Source organism: Reyranella sp., from assembly GCF_965249915.1.
Lineage (GTDB): Bacteria > Pseudomonadota > Alphaproteobacteria > Reyranellales > Reyranellaceae > Reyranella.
The window spans coordinates 5,211,696-5,237,798 of the sequence record NZ_OZ252257.1; the positions used below are offsets into that span (position 1 = coordinate 5,211,696).

Consider the following 26,103-nt stretch of genomic DNA (forward strand, 5'->3'; position numbering starts at 1 on the left):
CGAAGGTAGGTCGAGGCGCTGATTGTCGTCCTGAGCACAGCGAAGGCCCTGCGGGACCACCAAATTACTGCGTTTCCGACGTGAGATCCTTCGCTGCGCTTCTGAGCGGGGACTCCCCCGCTCGCGATGACAAGAGTGGGTGAATGGGTCCTCGATGAAACGAAAGGTCGGTCTTTTTCTGCTCACGGTCCTGGTCGCCGTGAGCCTGGGCGCCACGATCGTGGCGTCGCTCGCCATGTACCGGCTGGTGTCGAGGCTGCAGGACGAGGAGTTGCGGCGTATCGAGGCCAGCCTCAGCGAACGCTTCGACGTCTTCGAAACGATGCTGCGCAGCGAGAACGAGCGCAACACCGCACTCATGGCGAAGGTGCTGCCGCAGATCGAGGCCGATATCGAGCGTATGGGCCGTCCTCCGGCCGAGCTGACCGCCGAAGAACTGAACGCGCTCGCGGCCCGGTACGGCGTCGCGCACCTCTACTTCATCAATCGCGACCACAAGATCTTCAACACCAACCTTTCCTATGACATGGGCCTCGTCTTTCCGAAGGGGCCCTTCTCCGACTTCCTCGATTCGGTGTTCGGCAAGGGCAAGGCGATGAGCGACGGCATCGACCTGTCGTCGGTGACCGGCACGCTGCGCACCTACACCTATTACGGCCCGCCAGGTAAGGACTACCTCATCGAGGCCTCCACCGAGGTCCGCGCGACGCTGAAGCAGAGCGACTTCAGCTGGATGAGCCAGTACTTCTTCGAGGACTACTTCTCCGACGCGGTAAAATCGAACTCCTATGTGACTGACGTCGACATCTACCTGATCAATGCGTCGGGAACCTGGTCGCTGATCCGGCCCGGCGAGAAGCTCGATCCCACGCTGGCTCACGAGGTCCTGAAGGAAGGGCGTCTCCAGATACCTGATGCTTCCGGCCACGGCGTCACGACCTACAGCCGCTACAACAGGGCCGACACGATCAAGGACGAGAGGCCGATGATGATCGTGCGCAAGGTCACCTACGACCTGGCGCTCGCGCGACAGGCCGTGGTGCATGTGTTCGTGAGCTCGATGGTCATGCTCGCGCTGATGCTGCCGGTGATCTTCTGGATCGCGTCGCGGCTGTTGCAGCGCCGGATCATCGATCCGCTGCTGAACCTTCGGGGAGAGGCCGGCGCGATCGCCGGGGGCGACCTCGATCATGCGATCGCCAATACCGACCGCGGCGACGAGATCGGACACCTCGCCCGCAGCTTCGCCTCGATGCGGGACTCGGTGCGGTCGAGGATCAACGATCTGCGGGAGACCAATCTGGCGATCGAGCGCTTCGTGCCTCAGGCGTTCCTCGCCAAGATCGGCAAGCCGAACATCGTCTCGGTGGCGCTGGGCGACAACAAGCGCGAGCACATGACCATCATGTTCTCCGACATCCGCAACTTCACGGCGCTGTCGGAAACGATGACGCCGGACGAGAACTTCGCGTTCATCAACGCCTATCTCGAGCATGTGGGGCCGGTGATCCGCGACCATGGCGGGTTCATCGACAAGTATATCGGTGACGCGATCATGGCCCTGTTCGAAACGGCTGACGACGGTGTGCGTGCCGGTCTCGCGATGCTGGACGCGCTGGACTCGTTCAATGCCCCGCGCGTGGCCAGGGGCCTGGCGCCGGTGGCCATCGGGACCGGGCTCAATACTGGCTCGCTGATGATGGGAACGATCGGCGAGCTGCATCGCATGGACGGCACGGTGATCTCCGATGCGGTCAACCTTGCCTCCCGGATCGAGAGCCTCACCAAGGTCTATCGGGTCCGCATGCTGATCTCGCAGTACACCTACGATCATCTGGCGGATCCCGCTGCCTACGCGATCCGTCCCCTCGATGTCGTGGTGGTTCGGGGCAAGACGCGGCCGGTGGTGCTGTTCGAGGTCTTCGACCGCGATCCGCCGCCGGAGCGCGAGGCCAAGCTCAGGACGCGCGCGTCGTTGCTGCGCGGGGTCGAGGCGCTGCTGCACCATGACGTCGCCACGGCGCGAACCCTCTTCGAGGACTGCCTCGCGGCGGCGCCGGGCGATCCGGCCGCAGCAAATCTGCTGAAGAGCTGTCCCTCAGACGCGTGAGGCGCGCGCCTCGCGGAAAGAGACGAGGCGACGCTGCGTCCCGTCCCACAGGACCAGACGGACGCATCGGAAACTCTGGATCAGGGTGAGGCGCCCGACATCCCGAAGCTCGGGATGGTCGCGCAGCACCAGCGGCAGCCGGTAGTAGGGGATGCGGCTGCTGAGATGGTGGACGTGATGGATGCCGATGTTGGCGGTGAACCAGCGCAGGAAGGCCGGCAGATCGTAGTGCGAGCTGCCGTGCAGGGCGGCTTCGTGCAGGTTCCAGTCGGGATCGTTGTCCCACTTCGTATGTTCGAACTGGTGCTGGACGAAGAACAGCCAGACGCCGACCGAGGCGGACAGCAGCAGGACCGGAAGGTGGATCAGCAGGAAGGCCTTGATGCCGACCAGCCAGATCAGCAGACCGGCGACCAGAACGATCGCCAGGTTGTTCGTCATCGTACTGACCCACGGACGCCAGCCATCGCGCATCAGGCCGATCGGAAGGCGATGCTGGACGATGAACAGATAGGCCGGACCGAGGCCGAACATGACCAGAGGATGGCGATACAGCCGATAGCGCAGCCGGCCCCACATCGAGCGCGCGCGATATTCCTCGACCGTCAGCGTGTCGACGTCTCCCAAGCCGCGCTTGTCGAGATTACCCGTGCTGGCATGATGGGTCGCATGCGTGCGACGCCACACATCGTAAGGTGTCAGCGTCAGAACGCTGGCAATGCGCCCGATCCAGTCGTTCGCCGAACGCTGACGGAAGAAGGCGCCATGCCCGCAATCGTGCTGGATCGCGAACAGCCGAACCATGAAGGCACCCGCCGCGAAGGCCAGCGGCAGCGCCAGCCAATAGCCGATGTCGAGCGTCGCCCAGGCCAGCGCCCACAAGGCGACCAGCGGCACCACCGTGACGGCAATCTCGAATATGCTGCGGCTGTTGCTGGGCTGGCGATAGCGCGACAGGACCTGAGCCCAGGCGCGGGCGGCTTTCGCCACCTGCTCGCGCGGGCCGGCAGCTTCCAGAAGGGTGCTCAAACGAGTGGATTTCCTTGAGAAGAGGAGCGGGCGTCGGCAACCGCAAATCGGGCTTAGGGGGCGGCCTGGACAAAAGCAACGAGCGAAGTGGCCCAGCGCTGCGACTCTCTGGCGACTAAGCCGATTGTGACCGCGGCGCGGCGGAAGCGGCTCCTCTGCCTCGTCCCCGGCCACGGCCGCGACCGCGGGCGGGCGCGCTTTCCGCAAGGGGCGGAAGCGGCTTGGCCCGAATGCGCACGGTCCGTCCGTCCGGCTGTTCCATGTCGAATGCGCCGGTCTTGCGGATCAGGTCGCTCAGCTTGCGAAAGCCGTAAGTGCGCGGGTCGAAATCCGAGGCGATGTTGGCGAGGCGTTGGCCGACCGCGCCGAGGCTCACCCAACCGTCTTCCGTCTCCATCTGCGCGATCGCCTTGGTCAGGAAGGGGATGGCGGCGCTGGCAGGCTGCAGGGAATTCGCGGTCGCGCCCTCGCCGGGCGTCGTCACCGCGGCCTCGGGCAGGAGATTTTCGGTGTAGATGAACCGACGGCAGGCCTGCCGGAAGCTTTCGGGCGTCTTCTGCGCGCCGAAGCCGTAGACGTCGGCACCCTCCTCGCGCAGGCGGGATGCAAGTCGTGTGAAGTCGCTGTCGGAGGAGACGAGGCAGAAGCCGTCGAATCGCCGGCTGTGCAGCAGGTCCATGGCATCGATCACGAGCGCGATGTCGGAGGCGTTCTTGCCCGACGTGTAGGCGAACTGCTGATAGGGATCGATCGCGTATTTCTGCAGGATCTCGGCCCACGACTTGAGGCGCGTGCTCGAGAAGTCGCCGTAGATGCGGCGAACGCTGGCCTCGCCGAACTTGGCGATCTCCTCGAAGAGGCCGGCGGCGATGCGCGGGGACGTGTTGTCGGCGTCGATCAGGACGGCGAAACGGCGGGGGCGGGTATCTTCTGCCATGGGAAGCTCCGGGCCGTCAGGCGGCCGATGTGGCGTGGATCGCGTCGACATGGATGTCGGCGCAGTCGATGACGGGGAAGCCGGGATCGTGTCCGGCGAAAGCCAGGAAGAGGTCGGTGCCGCCCAGCATGATCGCCTCGGCGCCCCGCGCGCAAAGCGCGCGACCGGCCTCGAAGAAGACCTGGCGCTGGGCCTCGGTCACGTGTCCGATCGTCGCCATCGCGACGTAGGTGTCATGGACGAGATCGAGCGCGGTGCCCTCCGTCGGCACGACCTCGACCGAAGGGATGCCGCCGTAAAGCTTCGATTCCATCACGGTCCGTGTGCCGAGGATGCCGATCTTCCGGAACGTCCCCTTGGCCAGCGCCGCGTCGACCGCGGGGATGGCGTTGAGCACCGGTAGCGGCGAGATCGCCATGAGTTCGTTTACGCAGAAATGGCCACCCATCGAGGTGATGGCGGCGGCCTGGGCGCCGGCCGCTTTCAGGCGCCCGACCAGCCCGGCGAAGATTTCCGCCTGCCTTTTCGGGTTTTTGCCCACGAGGTTGCGGCTCATCTCGCGCACGTCAGCATGCGCCATGGTGAGGTCGAGCGGAATACCGGCCTCGACATGCCGGTCGATCAGGCCCCGATAGTAGAAGTCGGTGGCGGCCGGCCCGATGCCCGCGATGAGTCCGATATGCATGGGCGACTGTCCCCGATCTGCCGGCGGGCGGCAACAGCGGCGGCGCTGCCGGGGTGTGGCGAAAAGCGTCCCTGCAGAACGCCGGCGGCGGACGCTAGAGTTTGCCCATGCGACGGGTGGCCGTGTTCGGAACGACGGGATCAGGCAAGAGCTGGCTGGCCGAGCGCCTCGCCGAGCGCGCCGGCCTGCGCGTGGTCGAGCTCGATGCGCTCTTCTGGGGGCGCGACTGGCAACCGGCGCCCGTCGACCTCTTCCGTCATCGCGTCGAGCGCGAGACCCGCGACGACGGCTGGATCGTCGTCGGCAATTACGGCCAGGTGCGCGACCTCGTATGGCGTCCGGCCGATACGCTGGTCTGGCTCGACCTGCCGTTGCCCGTCGTGATGTCGCGCCTGCTGCGGCGCACGGTGAAGCGCGCCGTCACGCGCGAGGAGCTGTGGGGCACCGGCAATCGCGAGACCCTGTCCAACGCCTTCCTCAGCCGGAACTCGATCCTGCTCTATGCGCTGAAGACGCATCGCCGAAATCGCGAGCGCTTCGCCCAGGAGTGCGAAGCGCTGGCGGGAGAGAAGCGTGTCGTACGGCTGCGCAGTCGCCGCGACATCGAGCGCTTCGTGCTCAGTCCGCTGCCTTGACCGACGGCACGGGCGCCCGCACGCCGCCGCGCGCCAGTAGCGCATCGATCTCGGCGGCGGCATAGCCCAGTTCGCTCAGGATATCGGGCCCGTCCTCGCCGATATGCGGCGCGTGCTGCTGTGGCGCGTGTTCGGAAGCCGGTGGCAGGCCCGCGATGTTGGCGACCGGCATGCGGCCGAATCCGTCCTGCTCGATCCAGTCGATGGCGCCCGATTCCTTGACGTGCGGATGCTCGAGATAGTCGGAGTAATTGTTCACCCGCTCGCAGAACACGTCCTTGGGCTGCAGGATCGCGATCCACTCCTCGGTCGTCTTGGTCGGCATCGTCTCGTTCAGCGCCTTGATGATCTTGGCTGCGTTCTTGATGCGGTTCTCATGGCTCTGCAGGTCGGGATCGTCGGCGATGTCCTGGCGGCCGATCAGTTCGAACAGCAGCCGGAAGTGGTGCGGCCGCATGGCGCTCACCATGATGTAGCCATTCGACGTCTTGTAGCTTCCGGCCGGCATGTAGAGCACCGGGGGTGCGCCCTTGGAGAACACCCATTCCATCAGCTTGGCGCCCTGGAAGGCGGCGGCGGCGCGCATCAGGCTCGAATCGATGAAACAACCTTCGTTGTAGCGGAACTGGCGCATCAGCGCGGTCGCCAGCGCCTGGAAGGTATAGAGACCGGTGGTCACGTCGACGGCGATCATGCCCTGCCGCCAGGGCGTGCCGTCCGGCATCTTGTTCATCACCATCATGCCGCTGAACGCCTGGATCAGGCCGTCGACCGTCGGGCGCTTGCTGTAGGGGCCGGTCTGGCCGAAGCCCGACACCGAGCAGTAGACGACGCTCGGGTTGATCTTCTTGATGTCCTCGTAGCCGAAGCCCAGGCGCGAGATCACGCCGGGACGAAAGCTCTCCATCACGACATGTGCCTTGGCGGCGATCTTCTTGGCGACGGCGATGCCGTCGGGAGACTTGAGGTCGAGGGCGATCGACCGCTTGCCGCGGTTGAAGGCAACCGAATGGGCGCAATGATCGCCCTTCAGCTCGCCCAGCGCGCGGCCCCAGTCGCCTTCCGGCGGCTCGACCTTGATCACGTCGGCGCCGTGCAGCGCGAGCAGCATGGAGGCGTGCGGCCCCGCGATGCCCTGCGTGAAGTCGAGAACGGTAATGCCGTCGTATGCGCCCTTGATCGTCACTTGTTCCTCCCGAAGGCGCTGAACCTACGTTTACCGGCGCGGTTCACGCAAGGCCCGACCTGCAGCCGAGGCATGCATCTTCGCGAAGCAGACCGCCTTCAGGCGATGATCGGCAGGGTCTCGATGTCGTAGGCGTGGCTGATCGTGCGGCCGAGCACCGGATCCTCGAGTTCCATCTCGAAGCGCGACGAGGCGCGGATGCCGCCGATCGCCGGCATGGTGCCGCAGAACATCAAGGTTCCCATGGGCAGGCGCTTGTTGTCCTTCCACGCGAAGATCAGCTCGCGCGGATCGCGAATCTTGGACAGCGGCCCTTCCTGGTAGAGAACCTTCTTGCCGCCTTCCTGAACGAAGCTGCGCAGGATCAGGCTGTCCCAATGCGCCTCGACTTCCTCGAAGCGCCACGCGGTGCGGCCGATCGGTTTGGCGCACATCTGCTTGGAGACGGCGATGCCGTAGCTTTCGACCTTGCGGTCGGTGTGGTCGGCGCCGACCGTGACCCAGAGCCGGTCGGCGGCGCCGATCAGCACCGGCTCGACCTCGCCCGAACTGTCCTCGCCCAGCACCTGGATGCGATCGGCCTGCGTCAGAATCTGCGCGGCCGCGCGGTAATAGATCGGCACCCGCGACGGCGGCTGCACACCGATCGCCTTCAGCTCCTCGATGTGATGATTGAGCGCGGTGACGTCGCGGCCGGTCCAGCCGGCGATGACGAGATCCTTGATCTCGACGGCGACGTTTTCGACCGCGCCCTTGGCGTGGCCCTCGAATTCCAGGTGCGCCATTACAGAATGGCGAGCTGAGAATTGAGGAGGTCGCTCACCAGCATGTAACCCGGCGCGTGGGTGATGCAGAACTCGGGTTTCACGGTGGCCACGACCGATTGCGGGGTGACGCCGCACGCCCAGAAAACGGGCAGCTCGTCGTCGCGCACCGGCGCGGGGTCGCCGTAATCGGGCTTGTTGATGTCCTTGATGCCGATCAGTTCGGGCTTGCCGATATGGACCGGCGCCCCGTGCACGGTCGGAAAGCGTGTCGTCACCTGGATGGCGCGGATGGCGCCGGCCGGCTTGAAGGGGCGCATCGACACGACCATCGGCCCATGGAAAGGGCCCGACGGCGCGCATTCGATGTTGGTGCGGAACATCGGCACGTTGGTGCCGCAGCTCTGGTGGCGAATCTCGAGGCCGTTCTCGACCAGCGCGTCTTCGAAGGAGAAGGAACAGCCCAGCACGAAGGAGACGAGATCGTCGCGCCACACCGACTTGAGGTCGGTGACTTCCTCGACCATCACGCCGTTCTTCCAGATCCGGTAGTAGGGAATGTCGGTGCGGATATCGAGATCCTCGCCGAGCGTCGGCAGGCGCCAGTCGCCCGGCTCCGAGGACGCGAGCAGGGGGCAGGGCTTGGGATTGAGCTGGCAGAAGCGTGCAAAGTCGGCGGCCAGGGCCTTCGGCAGGATTGCGAGATTGCCCTGCACGTAACCCGGCGCCATGCCGGACGTCGGCAGACGGTGACCGCCGCTGCGGATCCGCCGCCGCGCGTCGCGGCCGGTCTCGCCCTTGAAGCTGGTGATCGTGCTGTCCATCGCGAACTCCTAGACGTGCTGGCCGCCGTTGATCTGGATCTCGGCCCCCGAAACGTAACTCGATCCCTTCTCGCAAAGAAAGTGGATCACGTCCGCCACTTCGTCGGGCGTGCCGAGCCGGCGCATTGGGATCTGCTCCTCGACGATCTTCTCGGTGCCGGGCGACAGGATCGCAGTGTCGATCTCGCCGGGCGCGATCGCGTTCACGCGAATGCCGCGCGGTCCGAAATCGTGACTCATCTCACGGGTCAGCGCGGCGAGTGCCGCCTTCGAGGTGGCGTAGGCGGAGCCCGCGAAGGGGTGGACGCGACTGCCGGCGATCGACGTCACGTTGACCACGCAACCCTGCGCCTTCGAGAGCTCGTCGACCAACCCGCGGGCCAGCGCCACAGGGGCGAAGAAATTGACGTTGAAGACCTGCCGCCAGAGATCGAACGGCGTGTCCATCGCGCCCAGTCTCCCACCGCCCTTGCCCTTGGGCGAGATGGCGGCGTTGTTGACCAGCGCGTCGAGCCGGCCGCCGGCCAAGCGCGAGCGGATCTGTTCGATGCCGCGCCCGATATCGACGGGATCGGCGAGGTCGAGCTGCACGTGATTCTCGCCGCCGCTCGGCCACGGGCAGAGGGCGCTAAAGGGTTGGCGTGAGATCGTGATGACCCGCCAGCCATTGGCGCTGAATTTCTTGACGGTCGCATGGCCGATGCCTCGGCTGGCGCCGGTCAGAACGATGGTCCTGACATTGTCGCGTGGGGCTGTATTCATGGGACGATCCTAACCCGGCCGGGACCGGAGTTCGCGGCCGATCTTGCGCTTCACCTCCACGCAAGACACACGCCAGCAATAGTGGTGTTCGCTTTTGTTCTTCACATCATCTATTAAACCATTGTGATTACACAGCTTTGTTGGCTTTTTAAGGCGATTTGATTTAGCCTCGTCTCAGGCTTGGCCCAATTTTAGGGCCGCTCGGCCGTAGTTATTTTTGACGAAGTTTATATTTTTGGAGTTGTTCGACATGACGGACGAACGACGGGCCTCCATGCCCACCCCCTATCTGCGCACGGGCCCTGCCACGATGCTCACGGCGATCGGTCTCTGCCTGCTGCTTATGATCATGCAGCTCATGCCGGAAATGCGCGACGCCGGCCTGCACCGGTCGTTTACGGCGTCGGACTCCAGCCGCTAATCGCGAACCAGCCGCTTGTGCGGCTGGCCGGGAGCGCGCATTTAGGGGCCGAGGTTGCGCGTGCCCATGACAGCAGAACACGATCAAGCTTTGCCGATCGGCACGCGACTGGGCGATTATCGCCTCGACGCGCTGATCGGCCATGGCGGCTTCGGCATCACCTATCGGGCCTTCGACACCCAGCTCGCCAAGTTCGTCGCCATCAAGGAATACATGCCCGTCGAGTTCGCAACTCGCCGGGCCGATGGCCAGGTGGCGCCGCGCGGCTCGCGCTTCGCCGATGATTTCACCTGGGGGCGAGAGCGCTTCCTCGACGAAGCGCGGGCGCTGGCGCGCTTCCGTCATGTCCATATCGTGCCGGTGCTGCGCTACTTCGAGGCCAACGGCACCGCCTATACGGTCATGGAATTCGAGGACGGCCACAGCGTCGCTCAGCTGCTGCGCCAGCCCGGCCGCCGCCTGCAGCCCGACGAGATCCGCCGCCTGACCGACGGCATGCTGAGCGGCCTCGGCGCCGTTCACGCCCAGGGCTTCCTGCACCGCGACATCAAGCCGTCGAACGTCATCGTCCGCCGCGATGGCGTGCCCATCCTGATCGACTTCGGTGCGGCACGTCAGGCGATGGGCGGCCGCACCCGTACCCTGACCAGCATCCTGACGCCGCAATATGCGCCGATCGAGCAATACGCGATGGACGGCAAGCAGGGGCCGTGGACCGACATCTATGCGACGGCGGCGGTGCTGCATCACACGATCACGGGTTCGCCGCCGCCCGAGGCGGTGAGCCGCGTGGGCACCGACCCCTACCGTCCGCTCGCGGCGAGCCATGCCGATCGTTTCGATCCGGCAATGCTGTCGGCGATCGACCGGGGCCTGGCGTTCGCCCCCGAGCAGCGGCCGCAGTCGATTGCCGAATGGCGCACGCTGTTCGCCGGTTCGCTGCCGCGCGTCGAGGATGCCCCGACGCAACGCATGCAGACCGAGCCCGCGCCGGCACAGGTCGCGTCGGGGCCGCGCCTCGGCGGCGCGAGCCGGTCTCCCGCCGAGGAACCCTCCGTCGAGCCTCCGGCCACGCGTCGAAAAGGGTTCGGCCGCCGGCGTCTGCCGATCGCGCTGCTGGTGCTGGCCGCCATCGCCGGGTGGAAGTACGCGCCGCAAATTCGCGAGCGCCTCCTCGGCCCGCCGACGGTGGAGACACAGGCAACCCTGCCGTCGCCGGTTCCGATCGGCGTTCCGACGGAACCCTCCCAGGCAGCCGCGACACCCACGCCCGTTCCGCCGGCCGCGACGACGCCGGCTCAGGCTCCACCCAAACCGCCCGTCACGGCGCCCGGCACATCGCCTCAGAAGGCGCTGGCCGACCAGGCCGCGCGCGCGGCAACCGAAGCACGGGCGGTGTTCGACCGCGCCGAGGAAGCCGCGCGCGCGGCGCGCGCCATGGCAGGCGAAGCCCGCATCGTGGCGGCCCGCGCCGCACGCCCCGATCTCGAGAACAGCGAACGCCTGACGTACGGCAGCGGCGCCAGCTATGTCGGTCAGGTCGTCGACGGCAAACGGCAGGGGCTGGGCGTCGCCGAACTCGGCAATGGCGAACGCCAGGCCGGGGACTGGAGCGCCGACCTGATGAACGGTCTCGGCACGGTGCGGCTTGCCGACGACACGCGCTATGCCGGGCAGTGGAAGGAAGGCAAGTCGACAGGACTGGGCCTTCGCGAGAAGCCGGGCGCCGAGCGGTCGGAGGGCAACTTCGTGGGCGGCCGGCTCGAGGGCCTCGGCCTTCGCCGCACCCTGGCCGAGCCGAATGTCGTGCAGGCCGGCGAGTTTCACGGCGACCTGCTCGACGGGCCGGGAGTCGAACGCATCGGCGAGCGCGAGCGCTACGAAGGCGGCTTTCGCGGCGGACAGCGCAACGGCTACGGCCAGGTCACCGATGCCGACGGCAAGATGCGGCCGGGACGCTGGGCGGACGGAAAGCTCGTCGAACCGGCGCCGTAACATCGGTGGCACGGAAGTTGCGCCCCGCGGCTTGAAGAGAGTTGCAGCCGCCGCCCGTGTCTAAACCGCTTTCCGTCGTGCTGATCGACGACAATCCCACCCGCGCCGAGATCGTGGAGTCAGGACTGCGCGATGCCGGCTATGTGTTGCTGGCGCGGCTCGACGGCACCTACGATCTCGCGACGCGGGTCAGTGTCCTGCAGCCCGACGTCATCGTGATCAGCATCGACAGTCCCGGCCGCGACGCGATCGAGGATCTGCGGCGCACGACCGAGCAGCAGCCGCGGCCCATCGCGCTGTTCGCCGACCGCTCCGACCCGGCGACGATCGCCGCCGGGATGGAGGCGGGCGTCTCGGCCTATGTCGTGAAAGGTCTGACGCAGGATCGCGTGCAACCGGTCGTCGATGTCGCGGTCGCGCACTTCAATCGCTATCACACGATGCGTGAGGAACTAGAGCGCGCGCGCCTGTCGCTGGTCGAGCGCAAGACGGTCGATCGCGCCAAGGGCCTGCTGATGGAGCAGAAGGGGATTGGCGAGGAAGCGGCCTACAAGCTGCTGCGCAAGCTCGCGATGGACCAGAACAAGCGCATCGGCGAGGTCGCCCAGGATCTCCTGACATACGCCAAGGCGCTCAAGTTCTGACGGGTGCCGGAAATCAAAGGTCCCACACTTCGTTCGGGATGACAGCTTTTTCTGCGGCGACGCACCGCGCCAACCCTCAAGAAATCTGTCATCCCAAACGAAGTGAGGGAACCTTCGCTTCGGGCGAACTGCCTGCCTCTTTGGCGGCACTGGCGCGTAAGCGGGCAGACGTTGTCGCCGCCCTTCCAGTGTGAAGTTTCCGGCGGGGCGAAGCCTTTGCCGAATTTTCTAGTCTGATCAGCCATTTACGGAATTGCGGCCGCGGTCCCGGCGGTTGGCATGTTTTCTGCTGATTCACCGGCGAGGCGCCCAATGACGGGCGGCTCCTGAATTTCGGGCAGGCCAATGGCGGTCTGCCCTCCCGGACAATGACGTCCCACACGGTCGCCAAGCATGCGGCCGTCTGGGGCGTTTTTTTTTGGAGTGAAGCGTCGTGGGACACGTCGAGCGACCGAAGGTGACGGTGGGGTTCATTCCCCTCATCGACTGCGCACCGCTGCTGTTCGCGGAGGTGCTCGGCCTCTACGAGCGCCACGGCCTCGACGTGGAGCTGCGCCGCGAAGTCTCGTGGTCGAACATCCGCGACAAGCTCGCGGTCGGCCTGCTCGACGCGGCGCACATGCTCTCGCCCATGCCGCTCGCCACCACGCTCGGCATCGACAGCGTCAACGTCCCGATGATCGCGGCCATGACGCTGCATCTCAACGGCAACTCGATCACGCTGTCGAACGGGCTGTGGCGGGAGATCGAGGAGGCCGCGCCCGAATTCGTGGGCGACAACCTGCCGGCCGGCGCGCCGCTCGATGTGCGGGCGCTGGCTGCCGTGGTCGCGCGCCGCGCGCGGGAGGGCCGGCCGCCGATCACGCTTGCATCGGTCTTCACCTATTCCTCGCACAACCACCTGCTGCGCCTGTGGCTGGCATCGGGCGGCATCGACCCCGACCGCGACGTGCGGCTCACCGTCGTGCCGCCGCCGCACATGGTGGCGCACCTCTCGGGCGGCACGATCGACGGCTACTGCGTGGGCGAACCGTGGAACCAGCAGTCCGCCTCGCTCGGCATTGGCCGCATCGCGGCGTCGAGCCGGCAGATCTGGGACTCGATGCCGGAGAAGATGCTCGGCACCACGGAAGCCTGGGCACAGCGCAATCCGAAAACCCTGATCGCCCTGGTCAAGGCCATCACCGAGGCCGGCGCCTGGCTCGACGAGCCGGCCAACCGGCCGGAAGCGGCCCGCATCCTGGCGACGCCGCGGTTCCTCAACGTACCCGCCGAGGTCATCGCGCGGTCGCTCAGCCTGCCCGACTTCCACATCTTCCATCGCCAGCTCGCCAACTTCCCGTGGCGCAGCCACGCCGACTGGTACCTGTCGCAGATGGTGCGCTGGGGTCAGGTGGCGCCGCGCGCCGACATGCGCGCCGTCGCCGATCGCGTCTTCCGCAGTGACATCTACCGCGCCGCGGCGAGCGAGCTCGGCCTGCCGTGCCCCCTCATCGACCGCAAGATCGAGGGCGCCCATCCCGATCCCTGGATCCTCCCGACCAACGGCGCGCCGGTGGCGATGGGGCCGGACAGTTTCCTCGACGGGTCGGTGTTCGACCCCAGCAAAGAAACCTCAACGACATTCAGACAGCAGGAGAGCCTTCATGGAAAATAGGAACGGCCGCAAAGGCCTTGGCCGGCGCCAGATCCTCAAGAATGTCGGTGCCGCGACGGCGACGGCCGCCCTGATGAGCGCGGTGCGTGCCTCCTTCCCGGGCGGCGCCTTCGCGCAGGCCGGTGGACCCGAGACCAACAAGGTCACGCTGGGATTCATCGCGCTCACCGACTCCTCGCCGCTGATCGTGGCGAAGGAAAAGAAGCTGTTCGACAAGTACGGCATCACCGATGCCAACATCGCCAAGCAAGCCTCGTGGGGAACGACCCGCGACAACATCGTGCTGGGCTCCGGTTCGGGCGGCATCGACGGCGCCCACATTCTCACGCCCAAGCCCTATCAGATCTCGCTGGGCCTCACGACGCCGGAGAACAAGCCGGTGCCGATGTACATCCTGTCTCGCCTCAACACGAACGGACAGGCGATCTCCGTCGCGAAGGAACTGATGCCGACCGGCGCAACCGTGAATGCGGAGCCGCTCAAGGCCGCCTTCGCCAAGATGAAAGCCGGCGGCAAGGAAGTGAAGTGCGCCATGACCTTCCGCGGCGGCACGCACGATCTGTGGATCCGCTACTGGCTGGCCGCCGGCGGCATCGACCCGGAAAAGGACGTCTCGACCATCGTCGTGCCGCCGCCGCAGATGGTGGCCAACATGAAGGTCGGCAGCATGGAGGCCTTCTGCGTCGGCGAGCCGTGGAACGAGCAGCTGGTCAACCAGGGCATCGGCTATTCCGCCTGCACCACCGGCGATCTCTGGAAGAACCATCCGGAGAAGAGCCTCGGCATGCGTGCCGACTGGGTCGACAAGAATCCCAAGGCGGCACTGGCGGTGTTGCAGGCGGTCCTCGAAGCCGCGCAGTGGTGCGACAAGCTGGAGAACGCCAAGGAACTGTCGGAGATCGTGGGCAAGCGCCAGTGGTTCAACTGCCCGCCGGCCGACATCATCAACCGCATCGAGGGCAAGGTGAATTACGGCGATGGCCGCAAGATCGACAACCGCGACCTGTCGATGAAGTTCTGGCGCGACTACGCCTCGTATCCCTATCAGAGCCATGAGCTGTGGTTCCTCACCGAGAACCAGCGCTGGGGCATGATGGCGCCCGACCTCGACACCAAGGCGATCATCGGCAAGGTCAATCGCGAGGATCTGTGGCGTGAGGCCGCCAAGGCGATCGGTGTCGCGGCGAGCGACATGCCGGCCGGCACGTCGCGCGGCAAGGAGACCTTTTTCGACGGCAAGGTGTTCGATCCGGCCGATCCGAAGGCCTATCTCGCCGCCCTTCAGATCAAGAAGGTGGCGTGATGCAGGCAGCCGCCAAAGCCGCCGTGTCCGTGGCCACCGCCGTTCCCGTGCCGGAATCCTCCGCCGAGATCGTTGCCTTCCGGCCGCCCGTGCGGCCGGTCTTGGAGCGCGCGATGGAGTTCGCGCGACATGTGGTGGCGGTCGTCCTGCCGCCGCTCATCGTGCTCTCGATCACGCTGTTCGTCTGGCAGCTCCTGTGTTCGGAGCCCGGCGCGCGCCTGCCGCCGCCGACCAAGGTGGTGTCGGACGCGTGGGACTTCATCGCCGATCCGTTCTACGACAATGGCGGCATCGACAAGGGTGCCTTCTGGCAGATCTCCAAGAGCCTGGGGCGCGTCGCGATCGGCTTCAGCCTCGCCGCCGTGGTCGGCATCGCGCTCGGCGTTCTGGTGGGACAGAGCACCTGGGCGATGCGCGGCCTCGATCCGATCTTCCAGGTCCTGCGCACCGTCCCGCCGCTCGCCTGGCTGCCGCTGTCGCTGGCGGGCTTCCGCCATGCCGATCCCTCGGCCCTGTTCGTGATCTTCATCACCTCGATCTGGCCGATCATCATCAATACGTCGGTGGGCGTGCGGAACATTCCGCAGGACTATCGCAACGTCGCGGCGGTGATCCGGCTCTCCTGGTGGGAGGTCTTCTACAAGATCACGCTGCCGGCCACCGTGCCCTACATCTTCACCGGCCTGCGAATCGGTGTCGGCCTGAGCTGGCTCGCCATCGTGGCGGCCGAGATGCTGATCGGCGGCGTCGGCATCGGCTTCTTCATCTGGGACGCGTGGAACAGCTCGCGCATCTCCGACATCATCGTGGCCCTGGTCTATATCGGCATCGTCGGCTTCCTGCTCGACAAGCTGATCGCCACGGTCGGTCATTTCGTCTCGCACGGCGTCTCGACGCAGTAGGAGCACAGACCATGCCCACCAGCGCCTACCTCAAGTTCGAACAAATCGGCATGAACTTCCGCCGCGGCCAGATGGCGACGGAAGTGCTGCGCGACGTGAACCTGCGCATCGAGCGGGGCGAATTCGTCTCGATGATCGGCCATTCCGGATGCGGCAAGTCGACCTTGCTCAACATCCTGGGCGGCCTGCTGAAGTCGACCAGCGGCGAGGTCTTCCTCGAAGGCAAGGTGGTCGACGAACCCGGCCCCGACCGCGCCATCGTATTCCAGAACCACTCGCTGCTGCCGTGGCTCACGGTCTACGGCAACATCGCCATCGCCGTCGACAAGGTGTTCGGCGGTTCCCAAGGCAAGGGGAAGACCAAGGCCGAGCGCCACGACTGGGTCATGCACAATCTCGAACTCGTGCAGATGGCCCAGGCCAAGGACAAGCGGCCGCACGAAGTGTCGGGCGGCATGAAGCAGAGGGTGGGCATCGCCCGGGCGCTCGCCATGCAGCCCAAGGTGCTGCTGATGGACGAGCCGTTCGGCGCCCTCGACGCGCTGACCCGCGCCCATCTTCAGGACAGCGTCATGGAGATCCACGCCAAGCTCGGCAACACGGTGCTGATGATCACCCACGACGTCGACGAGGCGGTGCTGTTGTCGGATCGCGTGGTGATGATGACCAACGGCCCTGCCGCCACCATCGGCGAAATCCTGCCGATCAACCTGGCCCGGCCGCGCCGCCGGCTCGAGCTCGCGACCGACGCGGAATATGCGCGCTGCCGTGCCGCTGTGCTCGAGTTCCTCTACGCACGCCACAGGGTTCCGGCACGGGCCGCATGAGCGAAGAATTCGACGACGCTCAGAAGCAGTGGCTGCAGGGCTTCGTCAGCGGCATCGAGGCGCGCAAGGCGGCTGACAAGCTTGCGTCGCGCGCTCCCGGTCCCGGGGCTGCGCCGCCGATCGGTCCCGATGCCCTGCAGCACGCCGCCCAGGATCGTGCCGTGGCTGCGGGCGGCAAGCTGGTCGCCGAGGAAACCGCCAAGCGCGCGCGCCATCCGCTCGACCGCTGGGACGAGGTGGTGGGCCGCGCCGAGGCGGGACAGTTCCCCAAGGGCATGGACGTCTTCCTCACCAAATACCATGGGCTGTTCTACGTCGCGCCGGCCGAGAATTCCTTCATGTGCCGGCTGCGCATTCCCAACGGCATCCTGAACGCCTGGCAGATGCGCGGCCTGGCCGATGCGGCGGAGTCCTTCGGCGGCGGCTATGCCGACGTGACGACGCGGGCCAACCTGCAGATCCGTGAAATTCCGGCGCAGGCCGCGGTCGACCTCCTGCTGGCGGTGCAGGATCTCGGGCTGACGGCGCGCGGCTCGGGCGCCGACAATATCCGCAACATCACCGGCAGCCCGACCGCCGGCATCGACCCGCAGGAGCTCTACGACACGCGGCCGCTGTGCCGCGCGATGCATCACTACATCCTCAATCATCGCGAGATGTACGGCCTGCCACGCAAGTTCAACATCGCCTTCGACGGGGGCGGTCGCGTGCCGGTGCTGGAAGATACCAACGACATCGGCTTCGTTGCGACCGAGGTGACCGGCGGCGAGGGGTTCGATCCCGGCATCTATTTCCGCCTCCAGCTCGGCGGCATCACTGGTCATCTCGATTTCGCCTTCGAGACCGGCATCCTGCTGAAGCCCGAGGAGTGCGTGACTGTGGCGGGGGCCGTCGTGCGGGCGTTCGCGATCCACGGCGACCGCACCAACCGCCAGAAGGCGCGGCTGAAATACGTGATCGACCGCATGGGCCGCGACGCGTTCGTCGCGGAGGTCGAGAAGGAATACGGAGCAAAGCTGCGCCGGGCGGCGGGCGCGCAGGTGACACCACGCGCGCTGGCCGACAAGCACGGGCATATCGGCGTCCATCCCCAGAAGCAGGCAGGCCTCAACTATCTCGGCCTGGTGCTGCCGGTGGGACGCGTGACGGCCGAGCAGATGCGCGGCCTCGCCGAGATCGCGCAACGCTTCGGCAGCGGCACGATCCGCTTCACCGTGTGGCAGAACCTGCTGATCTCCGACGTGGCCGATCGCGATGTCGGCGTCTGCATCGCGGCCATCGCCGCGCTCGGACTCGGAGTCGAGGCGAGCGCCATCCGGCGCGGCCTGGTGGCCTGCACCGGCAATGCCGGCTGCAAGTTCGCGGCCTCGAACACCAAGGGTCATGCGCTGAAGCTCGCCGATTATCTCGAGATGCGGCTGGCGCTCGACACGCCGATCAACATCCATCTGACCGGCTGCCATCATTCCTGCGCCCAGCATTACATCGGCGACATCGGCCTGATCGCGGCCAAGGTCGAGCGCGGCGAGGAAAGTGTCGAGGGCTATCACGTCTTCATCGGCGGCGGCGCGGCCTCGACGGCGGAGCAGGCGATGGCGCGCGAGTACGCGGCCTCGGTCGCCTATGACGAGCTGCCGCCGCTGCTGGAGAGGCTGCTGGCGGCCTATCTCGCGCACCGCGAGTCGCCGGCCGACTCCTTCTTCGAGTTCTGCCGCCGCCACGACATCGCCGCGCTGCGCGATCTGGCCGAGCGTGCCCCGTTGCGGGCGCTCGCGGCATGAACGCGCTCTCGCCGATCCCGCAGATCATTCCGGAGAACGCGCCGTTCTCGACGGAGCAGCGCGCCTGGCTGAACGGCTTCTTCGCGGCCTATCTCGGCGTGAACGGCGGGGCGGCGGACACGGACGCGGCGGAGCCCGCCGAGCCGGAGGATTTCCCCTGGCATGATGCGGCGCTGTCGCTCGCCGAGCGGCTCGAACTCGCGAAGGACACCAAGCCCGAGCGTCAGCTGATGGCTGCGATGGCGCAGCTCGATTGCGGCCAGTGCGGATATCTTTGCCAGACCTATGCCGAGGCGGTGTGGTCTGGCGCGGAAGCCGACATGGGCCGTTGCGTGCCGGGCGGCAAGGAAACGCAGCGCAAGGTGAAGGAACTCGTGGCCGCGCTCGAGCCGATGCGCGACGGCTCGGCCGTGGCCGCGCCTTCGGTGAAGCCCGCCGGTCCGGTCGGCTTCTCGCGCGACCGCCCGGCACTCGCCACCCTGGTCGACGCCCATCCCCTGAACCGCCCCGGTTCGGAGAAGGACGTGCGGCACGTCGTGCTCGACCTCTCGGCCAGCGACGTCACCTACGAGGCAGGCGACAGTCTCGGCGTCTTCGCGCGCAAGAACCCGCAGCTCGTCCAAGCGGTGCTCGATCGCCTGGGCGCCACCGGCGAGGAGATGGTCGGCATCGATCACGAGGCGCTGCCGCTGCGACAGGCCCTGCTCAGCAAGGTCGACATTGCCCGCCCCAGCGACGAGTGCATGCTGTTCCTGGCGACGCGCGCCTTCAACGGCGAGGAGGCGCTCAAGCTCCAGGCGCTCGCGGCGGGCGAGGGACCGCCGGAACTGGCGGAGGCCGATCTCCTCGATCTGCTGCTGGCCTTCCCGTCGGTGTCGCCGTCGCTGCCCGGCCTCCTGAAGTCGCTCGACCGGCTGCAGCCGCGCCTCTACTCGATCGCCTCGTCGCCCAAGGCGCATCCGCGCGAAGTCCACCTCACCGTGTCGGCCGTGCGCTGGGACACCAACGATCGCACGCGCACCGGCATCGGCTCCTGCTACCTCGCCGATTTCGCCAAACCGGGCGATGTCATCCCGGTGTTCGTGCAGAAGAGCCACGGCTTCGCCCCGCCGGTCGACGATGCAGCGCCCGCCATCATGGTGGGGCCGGGTACGGGCATCGCACCGTTCCGCGCCTTTCTCGAAGAACGCGACGCGCGCGGCGCGAAAGGGAGGAACTGGCTCTTCTTCGGCGACCAGAAGCGCTCGACGGATTTTCTCTATGAGGACCAGATCATGGACTGGCAACGCCGGGGCGTCCTGTCCCGTCTGGACCTCGCTTTTTCGCGCGACCAGGCCGAGAAGATTTACGTTCAGACCCGCATGCGCGAGAATGCGGAGGAACTCTGGGCCTGGTTCGAGCAGGGCGCACACTTCTATGTCTGCGGCGACGCCAAGCGCATGGCCAAGGATGTCGAGACGGCTTTGATGGACATTGCCATGGGACCGGGCGGCAAGAGCACCATCGAGGCGAGAGCCTGGCTGGACGGGCTCGCCAAGGCCGGCCGTTATCAGCGCGATGTGTACTGAAGGCCCTCGCTTTGCAATTGAATCCCTCATCCTGAGGAGCCGTGCGCAGCACGGCGTCTCGAAAGATGGGCAACGGACGCGGTGCGTGTACCCACCCTTCGAGACGCACTCCTGCGGAGTGCTCCTTGTATCAAGACACGGCCGCGCCGGCGTAGAGTTGCAGGTGCGGTCTCGGTGGAGAGCCCGCAGGCTCCTGGGGCCTCCAAGCCCGTCCCTGAGCTCGGCGCCTCCACCGTTGATTTTGTGATCCCGAACGGTCGCCTGGGCCGAACCGCGAGCCCGCATGCGCAAGGATGGGAGCCAAGATCCATGTTCGTAGGTATCGATGTGGCGAAAGAGCGCCTGGATGTTCATGTGCGCCCCGCCGGCGAGGCCTTCACCGTTGCCCGCGACGGAGAAGGCATCGAGGACCTGATTGGGCGGCTGAGTAAAATGGCACCTGCTCTGATCGTGCTCGAAGCAACCGGTGGCTTCGAGACGATCGTGGCGGCAGGCCTGGGCGCGGCGGGCCTGCCCGTGGCGGTCGTCAATCCACGGCAGATCCGAGACTTCGCCCGGGCCACCGCACGGCTGGCCAAGACCGATGCGCTGGATGCCGCTGTCATCGCCCACTTCGCCGAGGCGGTGAACCCACCGGCGCGACCGCTCGCTGACGAGCAGTCCAGACTGTTGGGCGAACTGATGGCCCGCCGCCGTCAGCTCGTCGAGATGATCGGGGCCGAGAGCAATCGCCGGCGCATGCTCACAGTTCGACGCACCCTCAAGAGCGTCGATCGCGTGCTTGCCACCTTGAAGGCCCAGCTCGAACAGATCGACGACGACATCGACACCGCCGTCCGGGGAACACCGACCTGGCGGGAAGCGGAGGACCTTCTGATCAGCGTTCCCGGCATCGGGCCCAGGATCGCCCGCACCCTGATCGCCGAACTGCCTGAACTGGGCCGTCTCGGCCGACGCGAGATTGCTTCCCTGACCGGCGTCGCCCCGTTCAATCGCGACAGCGGCACCTTGCGTGGCCGCCGTACCATCGCGGGAGGACGACCCGTCGTACGGGCTGCCCTCTACATGAGCATCCTCGTCTCCATCCGCCGCAAGCTGCCCTTGGCGCTGACCTATCATCGCCTGCGCGCCGCAGGAAAGCCGGCAAAGGTCGCCATCGTCGCTTGCATGCGCAAGCTCGTGACCATCCTCAACGCCATCCTCAGGGACAGAAAACAATGGGCAAACGCTTGACCAACACGACGGTCGCTCAGGGTGAGGATGTGTTTGCCGTCATGACGACCGCCGTCCACACCACTTGCCCCTATTGCGGTGTCGGATGCGGGATCGTCGCGACGCCCGACGGCAACGGGGGCGCGGACATCGCAGCCGACCACGACCATCCCGCCAATCGCGGACGACTGTGCTCCAAGGGCGCGGCGCTGGGCGAGACGCTGTCGCTGGAGGATCGCCTCCTGCATCCCGAGATCGACGGGCGGCGTGTGTCGTGGGAGGTCGCGCTCGACACGGTGGCGACGGGATTGCAACGCACGATCGATCGACAAGGGCCCGATGCCGTCGCCTTCTATGTTTCCGGCCAGCTCCTCACCGAGGATTATTACGCCGCCAACAAGCTGATCAAAGGCTTCCTCGGTACCGCCAACATCGATACCAATTCGCGCCTCTGCATGGCCTCGTCGGTGGCGGGCCACAAGCGTGCCTTCGGCAGCGACACGGTGCCGGGCCTCTACGAGGATTTCGAGCTCGCCGACCTGGTGGTGCTGGTCGGCAGCAACCTCGCCTGGTGCCATCCCGTCCTGTTTCAGAGGCTCGAGGCCGCCAGGCACAAGCGGCCGTCGATGAAGATCGTCGTCGTCGATCCTCGCCGCACCGAGACCTGCGACATCGCCGATCTCCATCTGGCGCTGAAGCCGGGCAGCGACGTGGCGCTGTTCAACGTGCTGCTGGCCGGCCTCGCCGACCGCGGTATCGTCGACCGCGGCTTCGTCGAGCGGCACACATCGGGTCTCGACGCGGCGCTCGCCGCCGCGCGGGCGACGGACGGGGCGGCCTCCGGCCTGTCGCGCGCCGACGTCGAGACCTTCGTCGACTGGTTCGCCCGCACCGAAAAGGTCGTGACGCTCTATTCGCAAGGCGTGAATCAGTCGAGTGCCGGCGTCGACAAGGTGAATGCGCTGATCAACTGCCACCTGCTGACCGGACGCATCGGCCGTCCGGGGATGGGTCCCTTCTCGATCACCGGCCAGCCCAACGCGATGGGCGGCCGCGAGGTCGGCGCGCTCTCCAACACGCTCGCCGCGCACATGGATTTCAGCCCTGCCGCGATCGACCGGGTCGCGCGCTTCTGGCGGGCGCCGCGCATGGCCACCAGGCCCGGTCTCAAGGCGGTGGAGCTGTTCGAGGGCGTCCGCGCCGGCCGTATCAAGGCGGTGTGGATCATGGCGACCAATCCGGTCGCCAGCCTTCCCGACGCCGATGCGGTGCGCGAGGCTTTACGAGGGTGCGAACTCTCCATCGTCTCCGAGGCGATCCGTGCCAGCGACACGGTCGATGCCTGCCGTATCCGGCTGCCGGCCCTCGCCTGGGCGGAGAAGGACGGCACGGTGACCAACTCCGAACGCGGCATCTCGCGGCAACGGCCTTTCCTGCCGCCGCCCGGCGAGGCGAAGCAGGACTGGTGGATCCTCGCCGAAGTCGCGCGCCGTCTGGGTCACGGCGAGGCCTTTGCCTGGCGCGGTATCGCCGACATCTTTCGCGAGCACGCGGCCCTTTCCGGATTCGAGAATGGGGGCAGGCGCGACTTCGACATCGGCGCCTGTGCTTCGATCGACGATGCGGCCTACGAGTCGTTGCAACCGTTCGTCTGGGGCGGTGGGGCCGACAAGCGCTTCTTCGGCGACGGCGGCTTCTTCCATGACGACCGCCGCGCACGTTTCATCGCCACGACGCCGCGTACGCCGGTGAATGCGCCCGATGAAGAGCGTCCGCTGATCCTCAACACCGGCCGCGTGCGTGACCAGTGGCACACGATGACGCGTACCGGGAAATCGGTGCGCCTCGCCGGTCATCGGCCTGAGCCCATGCTCGAGCTGCATCCGCTCGATGCCTCGGTTCGAGGCCTCGTCGACGGCGACATCGCCGAGGTGTCGAGCCGATGGGGCAGGGGCGTGCTGCGTGTCCATGTGACCGACTCGTTACGCATCGGCGAGGCCTTTGCGCCCATGCATTGGACCGTGCAGGTGAGTCGCGCGGGTCGCATCAACGCTGCAGTGAATCCTGCGGTCGATCCCCTTTCCGGTCAGCCGGAACTGAAACACACGCCCGTCGAAATTCGTCGGCTTGATATGCAGTGGCATGGCACGATTCTCGCTCGTCGCCCGATCATGTTGCCGGAGATTTCTTACTGGGCGCGGATCAGGGGCGCCGGCTATCACGCCTACGTCGTTGCCGGCGACCAGCCTTTCGCAGTTGCACAACGAACGCTGTCCGCAGCCGTGCGTACGACCAACCCCGGCCCGTGGCTCGACGGTGAGAACGGAGTCGGCGCGGTCGTGAGCGATGGCCGGGTCGAGGCCGTGCTGACACTCGGGGCGACCTACGATGTCGAGGCACGCGATCGCTTCACGCCGTTCATGGCGCTCGACCGTCTCACGATGAAGCAGCGCGACGAGCTGCTGCATGGTGGGACCGACATGCATCGCGGCGGCGAGATCTGTGCCTGTTTCGGCGTGTCATGCGGCGCTGTCGAAGCCGCGATCAGCGACGGCGCGACCTCGCTGGCGACCGTCGGCGCGATGACGCAAGCCGGCACAAACTGCGGCTCCTGCCGTCCCGAGATCCGCGCTCTGCTGCGGGCGGCGCGTCATATGAAGGTGGCATGATGCAGACCTTCCCGCTGTTCCTGTCGCTGAAGGGCCGGCGTGCGCTGGTCGTCGGTGGCGGCGATGCGGCTGCCCGCAAGGCCGAGCTGCTGCTCAAGGCCGGGGCGCAGGTCTCGCTCATCGCGGAGACGGTTGGCGGTGAGGTCGCGCAGTTCATCGCCGAGGGTCATGTCTCATGGGCCGGCTGCAACTTCGACGAAGGCGACCTCGAGGGCATGTCCCTTGTCATCGTGGCCAGCGAAGACGAATCGATGCAGGCGCGCGTGTCGGCCGCCGCCCAGCGGCGCTGCCTCCCGGTCAACGTCGTCGACCGGCCCGCTTTGTCGAGCTTCATCATGCCGGCGATCATCGATCGTTCGCCGATCACGATCGCGGTCTCGACCGGAGGGACCGCGCCGGTGCTGGCAGCCCGCATCCGCGCCGAAATCGAACGCAGCCTTCCGGCGGCCCTCGGTCGGCTCGCGCGGTTCGCCGACGTCTTCCGTGAACAAGTGCGGCGTACCCTCGTCGTGCCGAGGGCCCGCCGCCGCTTCTGGGATCGCGTCTTCGAAGGCCGGGTCGGCGAGCTCGCCCTGGCCGGCGACGAGATCGGCGCGCGCCGCGAACTGATCCGGCTGCTGGACGGCTTCCGCAGCGAGGCACCGTCGGCCGGCATGGTCCATCTCGTCGGCGCCGGGCCGGGCGATCCCGACCTTCTCACCCTCAAGGCGCACCGCCTGCTGCAGCGTGCCGACGTCCTGGTCTACGACCGGCTGGTTTCGGACGAGATCCTCTCGCTGGCGCGGCGCGATGCCGAACGGGTCTATGTCGGCAAGCGGCGGGCGAACCATTGCGTGCCGCAGGAGGAGATCAACGACCGGCTGGTGGCGCTCGCCCGGGCGGGCAAGAGCGTCGTGCGGCTCAAGGGTGGCGATCCCTTCGTGTTCGGGCGCGGCGGCGAGGAGGTGGAGGCGCTGGTGAAAGCGGGCGTGGCCGTCGAGGTCGTGCCCGGCGTGACGGCCGCCCTGGGATGTGCCTCCAGTGCGGGCATTCCGCTCACCCATCGCGATCATGCCCAGGCCTGCGTGCTGGTCACCGGCCACCTGAAGAACGGCACGGTCGATCTCGACTGGAAGATGCTGTCGCGTCCACGGCAGACCGTCGTGATCTACATGGGGGCGGGCGCGCTGGCCCAGATCGCGTCGCAGCTCATCGCCCACGGCCTGCCAGCCTCGACGCCCGTCGCCCTGATCGAAAATGGTACGACCGATCGGGAGCGTCGCGTCGTTGGCACGCTGGCGACCATCGATCGGCAGGCCCAGCGCGCCTTCCTGACGGGCCCAACTCTTTGCATGGTGGGTGCGGTCGTCGGTCTGGCTCTCGCCCGCGATCAGGAATTTAACTTTGAGTCGAGAATGGGTCTCTGATAAGGGTGTCTGTGACAAAAATGCAACAATACCGGGGCACGGATGCGTAGTTTTGTACTGAGCCTGGCGACCTTGTTGGCATTTGCCGGCACGGGCTTCGCCCAGACCAATACGGGCGCCTCAAGCGCTCCCAAAGTAAAGACCGCCGCGACCGCCGAGACCTCTAGCACGAAGAAAAAGACCGCTGCACCCGCCAAGTCGGCGAGTGTCCAGAAAGCTGCCGCCCAGCAGAAGAAGGCGCCGGCTGCCACCCAGCAGCAGCTGCGCGGGTCCCGCTATGGCGGGTTCGCGCCGGCCGCGATGTCGGCACCGGTTCCGACCCCCGAGCTCGACCAGACCAGCCCCCGCAGCCTCAGCCTGGTGAATTACAACACCAAGGAAGAGCTGACGGTCACCTACTGGTCGAACGGCTCCTATCACCGCAGCGCGCTCGACCAGCTCAACCAGTTCCTGCGCGACAGCCGCGACGCCGGAACGACCGAAATGGACCCGCTGCTGTTCGACGTGCTCTGGCACACCGCCCGCATCTCCGGCTACGCGGGTCAGATCGAGGTCCTGTCGGCCTTCCGCTCGCCCGAGAGCAACGCCTGGCTGGCCAGCGTCAGCCGCGGCGTGGCGCGCGACAGCCAGCACATGAACGGCAATGCCATGGACATCCGCTTCCCGGGCGTTCCTGTGTTCCGCATCCGCCAGGCCGCCCGGTCGCTCAACATGGGCGGCGTCGGCTTCTACCCGCGCTCCGGCTTCGTCCACATCGACACCGGCCCCGTTCGTTACTGGTGACGC

General features: G+C 66.6%; 22 protein-coding genes. 15 read left to right on the forward strand and 7 right to left on the reverse strand.

Features of this window, described 5'->3' with window-relative positions; translation table 11 throughout:
• Window positions 1-154: 154 nt before the first annotated feature.
• On the forward strand, window positions 155-2,110 hold the full coding sequence (locus ACP15H_RS25620; protein WP_425068956.1) for an adenylate/guanylate cyclase domain-containing protein: 1,956 nt from the start codon (window positions 155-157) through the stop codon (window positions 2,108-2,110).
• Here the strand turns inward: ACP15H_RS25620 and ACP15H_RS25625 are convergent.
• The 3 genes from ACP15H_RS25625 to ACP15H_RS25635 form a co-directional block, all read right to left on the reverse strand.
• Window positions 2,099-3,139, reverse strand: a complete 1,041-nt coding sequence (locus tag ACP15H_RS25625; RefSeq protein WP_425068957.1) for a fatty acid desaturase — start codon at window positions 3,137-3,139, stop codon at window positions 2,099-2,101. The two genes, ACP15H_RS25620 and ACP15H_RS25625, sit on opposite strands and share 12 nt — an antisense overlap.
• A 115-nt stretch (window positions 3,140-3,254) precedes the next feature.
• Window positions 3,255-4,076, reverse strand: a complete 822-nt coding sequence (locus ACP15H_RS25630) for an NYN domain-containing protein (RefSeq protein WP_425068958.1) — start codon at window positions 4,074-4,076, stop codon at window positions 3,255-3,257.
• 16 nt (window positions 4,077-4,092) lie between these two features.
• Entirely contained in the window at window positions 4,093-4,761 is a 669-nt protein-coding gene (locus ACP15H_RS25635; RefSeq protein ID WP_425068959.1) for an aspartate/glutamate racemase family protein, read from the reverse strand.
• A 107-nt stretch (window positions 4,762-4,868) separates the two neighbouring features.
• Here ACP15H_RS25635 and ACP15H_RS25640 point away from each other — a divergent pair, with 107 nt between their 5' ends.
• Entirely contained in the window at window positions 4,869-5,396 is a 528-nt protein-coding gene (locus ACP15H_RS25640; RefSeq protein ID WP_425068960.1) for a hypothetical protein, read from the forward strand.
• On the opposite strand, the gene ACP15H_RS25645 is transcribed toward ACP15H_RS25640, so the two are convergent.
• The 4 genes from ACP15H_RS25645 to ACP15H_RS25660 all read right to left on the reverse strand — a co-directional run bounded on the left by ACP15H_RS25645 (window position 5,380) and on the right by ACP15H_RS25660 (window position 8,932).
• Complete coding sequence (locus ACP15H_RS25645; protein ID WP_425068961.1) at window positions 5,380-6,582, reverse strand: CaiB/BaiF CoA transferase family protein; 1,203 nt, start codon at window positions 6,580-6,582, stop codon at window positions 5,380-5,382. The two genes, ACP15H_RS25640 and ACP15H_RS25645, sit on opposite strands and share 17 nt — an antisense overlap.
• Window positions 6,583-6,680: 98 nt before the next feature.
• Window positions 6,681-7,367: a DUF2848 domain-containing protein gene (locus ACP15H_RS25650; RefSeq protein ID WP_425068962.1), complete on the reverse strand. Its 687-nt coding sequence runs from the start codon at window positions 7,365-7,367 to the stop codon at window positions 6,681-6,683.
• Complete coding sequence (locus ACP15H_RS25655; protein ID WP_425068963.1) at window positions 7,367-8,170, reverse strand: putative hydro-lyase; 804 nt, start codon at window positions 8,168-8,170, stop codon at window positions 7,367-7,369. The genes ACP15H_RS25650 and ACP15H_RS25655 overlap by 1 nt, the downstream gene beginning before the upstream one ends.
• Window positions 8,171-8,179: 9 nt before the next feature.
• Window positions 8,180-8,932, reverse strand: a complete 753-nt coding sequence (locus ACP15H_RS25660) for an SDR family NAD(P)-dependent oxidoreductase (RefSeq protein WP_425068964.1) — start codon at window positions 8,930-8,932, stop codon at window positions 8,180-8,182.
• Window positions 8,933-9,182: 250 nt separating this feature from the next.
• Here ACP15H_RS25660 and ACP15H_RS25665 point away from each other — a divergent pair, with 250 nt between their 5' ends.
• The 13 genes from ACP15H_RS25665 to ACP15H_RS25725 all read left to right on the forward strand — a co-directional run bounded on the left by ACP15H_RS25665 (window position 9,183) and on the right by ACP15H_RS25725 (window position 26,100).
• Window positions 9,183-9,353 carry a hypothetical protein gene (locus ACP15H_RS25665; protein ID WP_425068965.1) on the forward strand — a complete coding sequence of 57 codons (171 nt, stop codon included), beginning with the start codon at window positions 9,183-9,185 and terminating at the stop codon, window positions 9,351-9,353.
• A 66-nt stretch (window positions 9,354-9,419) separates the two neighbouring features.
• Complete coding sequence (locus ACP15H_RS25670; RefSeq protein ID WP_425068966.1) at window positions 9,420-11,348, forward strand: protein kinase domain-containing protein; 1,929 nt, start codon at window positions 9,420-9,422, stop codon at window positions 11,346-11,348.
• Window positions 11,349-11,404: 56 nt separating this feature from the next.
• Entirely contained in the window at window positions 11,405-11,992 is a 588-nt protein-coding gene (locus ACP15H_RS25675) for an ANTAR domain-containing response regulator (RefSeq protein WP_425068967.1), read from the forward strand.
• 433 nt (window positions 11,993-12,425) lie between these two features.
• A complete protein-coding gene (locus ACP15H_RS25680; RefSeq protein WP_425068968.1) occupies window positions 12,426-13,649 on the forward strand; it encodes a CmpA/NrtA family ABC transporter substrate-binding protein in 1,224 nt (407 codons plus the stop codon).
• The gene (locus ACP15H_RS25685) at window positions 13,639-14,952 is read left to right on the forward strand and encodes a CmpA/NrtA family ABC transporter substrate-binding protein (RefSeq protein ID WP_425068969.1); all 1,314 of its coding nucleotides are present in this window, start codon (window positions 13,639-13,641) and stop codon (window positions 14,950-14,952) included. The genes ACP15H_RS25680 and ACP15H_RS25685 overlap by 11 nt, the downstream gene beginning before the upstream one ends.
• Complete coding sequence (gene ntrB, locus ACP15H_RS25690; RefSeq protein WP_425069964.1) at window positions 14,952-15,854, forward strand: nitrate ABC transporter permease; 903 nt, start codon at window positions 14,952-14,954, stop codon at window positions 15,852-15,854. Before ACP15H_RS25685 ends, ntrB begins: the two co-directional genes overlap by 1 nt.
• 11 nt (window positions 15,855-15,865) lie before the next feature.
• On the forward strand, window positions 15,866-16,681 hold the full coding sequence (locus ACP15H_RS25695) for an ABC transporter ATP-binding protein (RefSeq protein ID WP_425068970.1): 816 nt from the start codon (window positions 15,866-15,868) through the stop codon (window positions 16,679-16,681).
• Window positions 16,678-18,462, forward strand: coding sequence for a NirA family protein (locus ACP15H_RS25700; protein WP_425068971.1), 1,785 nt, complete (start codon window positions 16,678-16,680; stop codon window positions 18,460-18,462). Before ACP15H_RS25695 ends, ACP15H_RS25700 begins: the two co-directional genes overlap by 4 nt.
• On the forward strand, window positions 18,459-20,030 hold the full coding sequence (locus ACP15H_RS25705) for a sulfite reductase subunit alpha (protein WP_425068972.1): 1,572 nt from the start codon (window positions 18,459-18,461) through the stop codon (window positions 20,028-20,030). Before ACP15H_RS25700 ends, ACP15H_RS25705 begins: the two co-directional genes overlap by 4 nt.
• 309 nt (window positions 20,031-20,339) lie before the next feature.
• Window positions 20,340-21,263, forward strand: a complete 924-nt coding sequence (locus ACP15H_RS25710; RefSeq protein WP_425064637.1) for an IS110 family transposase — start codon at window positions 20,340-20,342, stop codon at window positions 21,261-21,263.
• Window positions 21,248-23,911 (forward strand): molybdopterin-dependent oxidoreductase, encoded by a 2,664-nt coding sequence (locus tag ACP15H_RS25715; protein WP_425068973.1) that lies wholly within the window; start codon window positions 21,248-21,250, stop codon window positions 23,909-23,911. Before ACP15H_RS25710 ends, ACP15H_RS25715 begins: the two co-directional genes overlap by 16 nt.
• A complete protein-coding gene (gene cysG / locus ACP15H_RS25720) occupies window positions 23,908-25,317 on the forward strand; it encodes a siroheme synthase CysG (RefSeq protein WP_425068974.1) in 1,410 nt (469 codons plus the stop codon). The genes ACP15H_RS25715 and cysG overlap by 4 nt, the downstream gene beginning before the upstream one ends.
• Before the next feature lie 42 nt (window positions 25,318-25,359).
• Entirely contained in the window at window positions 25,360-26,100 is a 741-nt protein-coding gene (locus ACP15H_RS25725) for a DUF882 domain-containing protein (RefSeq protein WP_425068975.1), read from the forward strand.
• Window positions 26,101-26,103 lie beyond the last annotated feature (3 nt).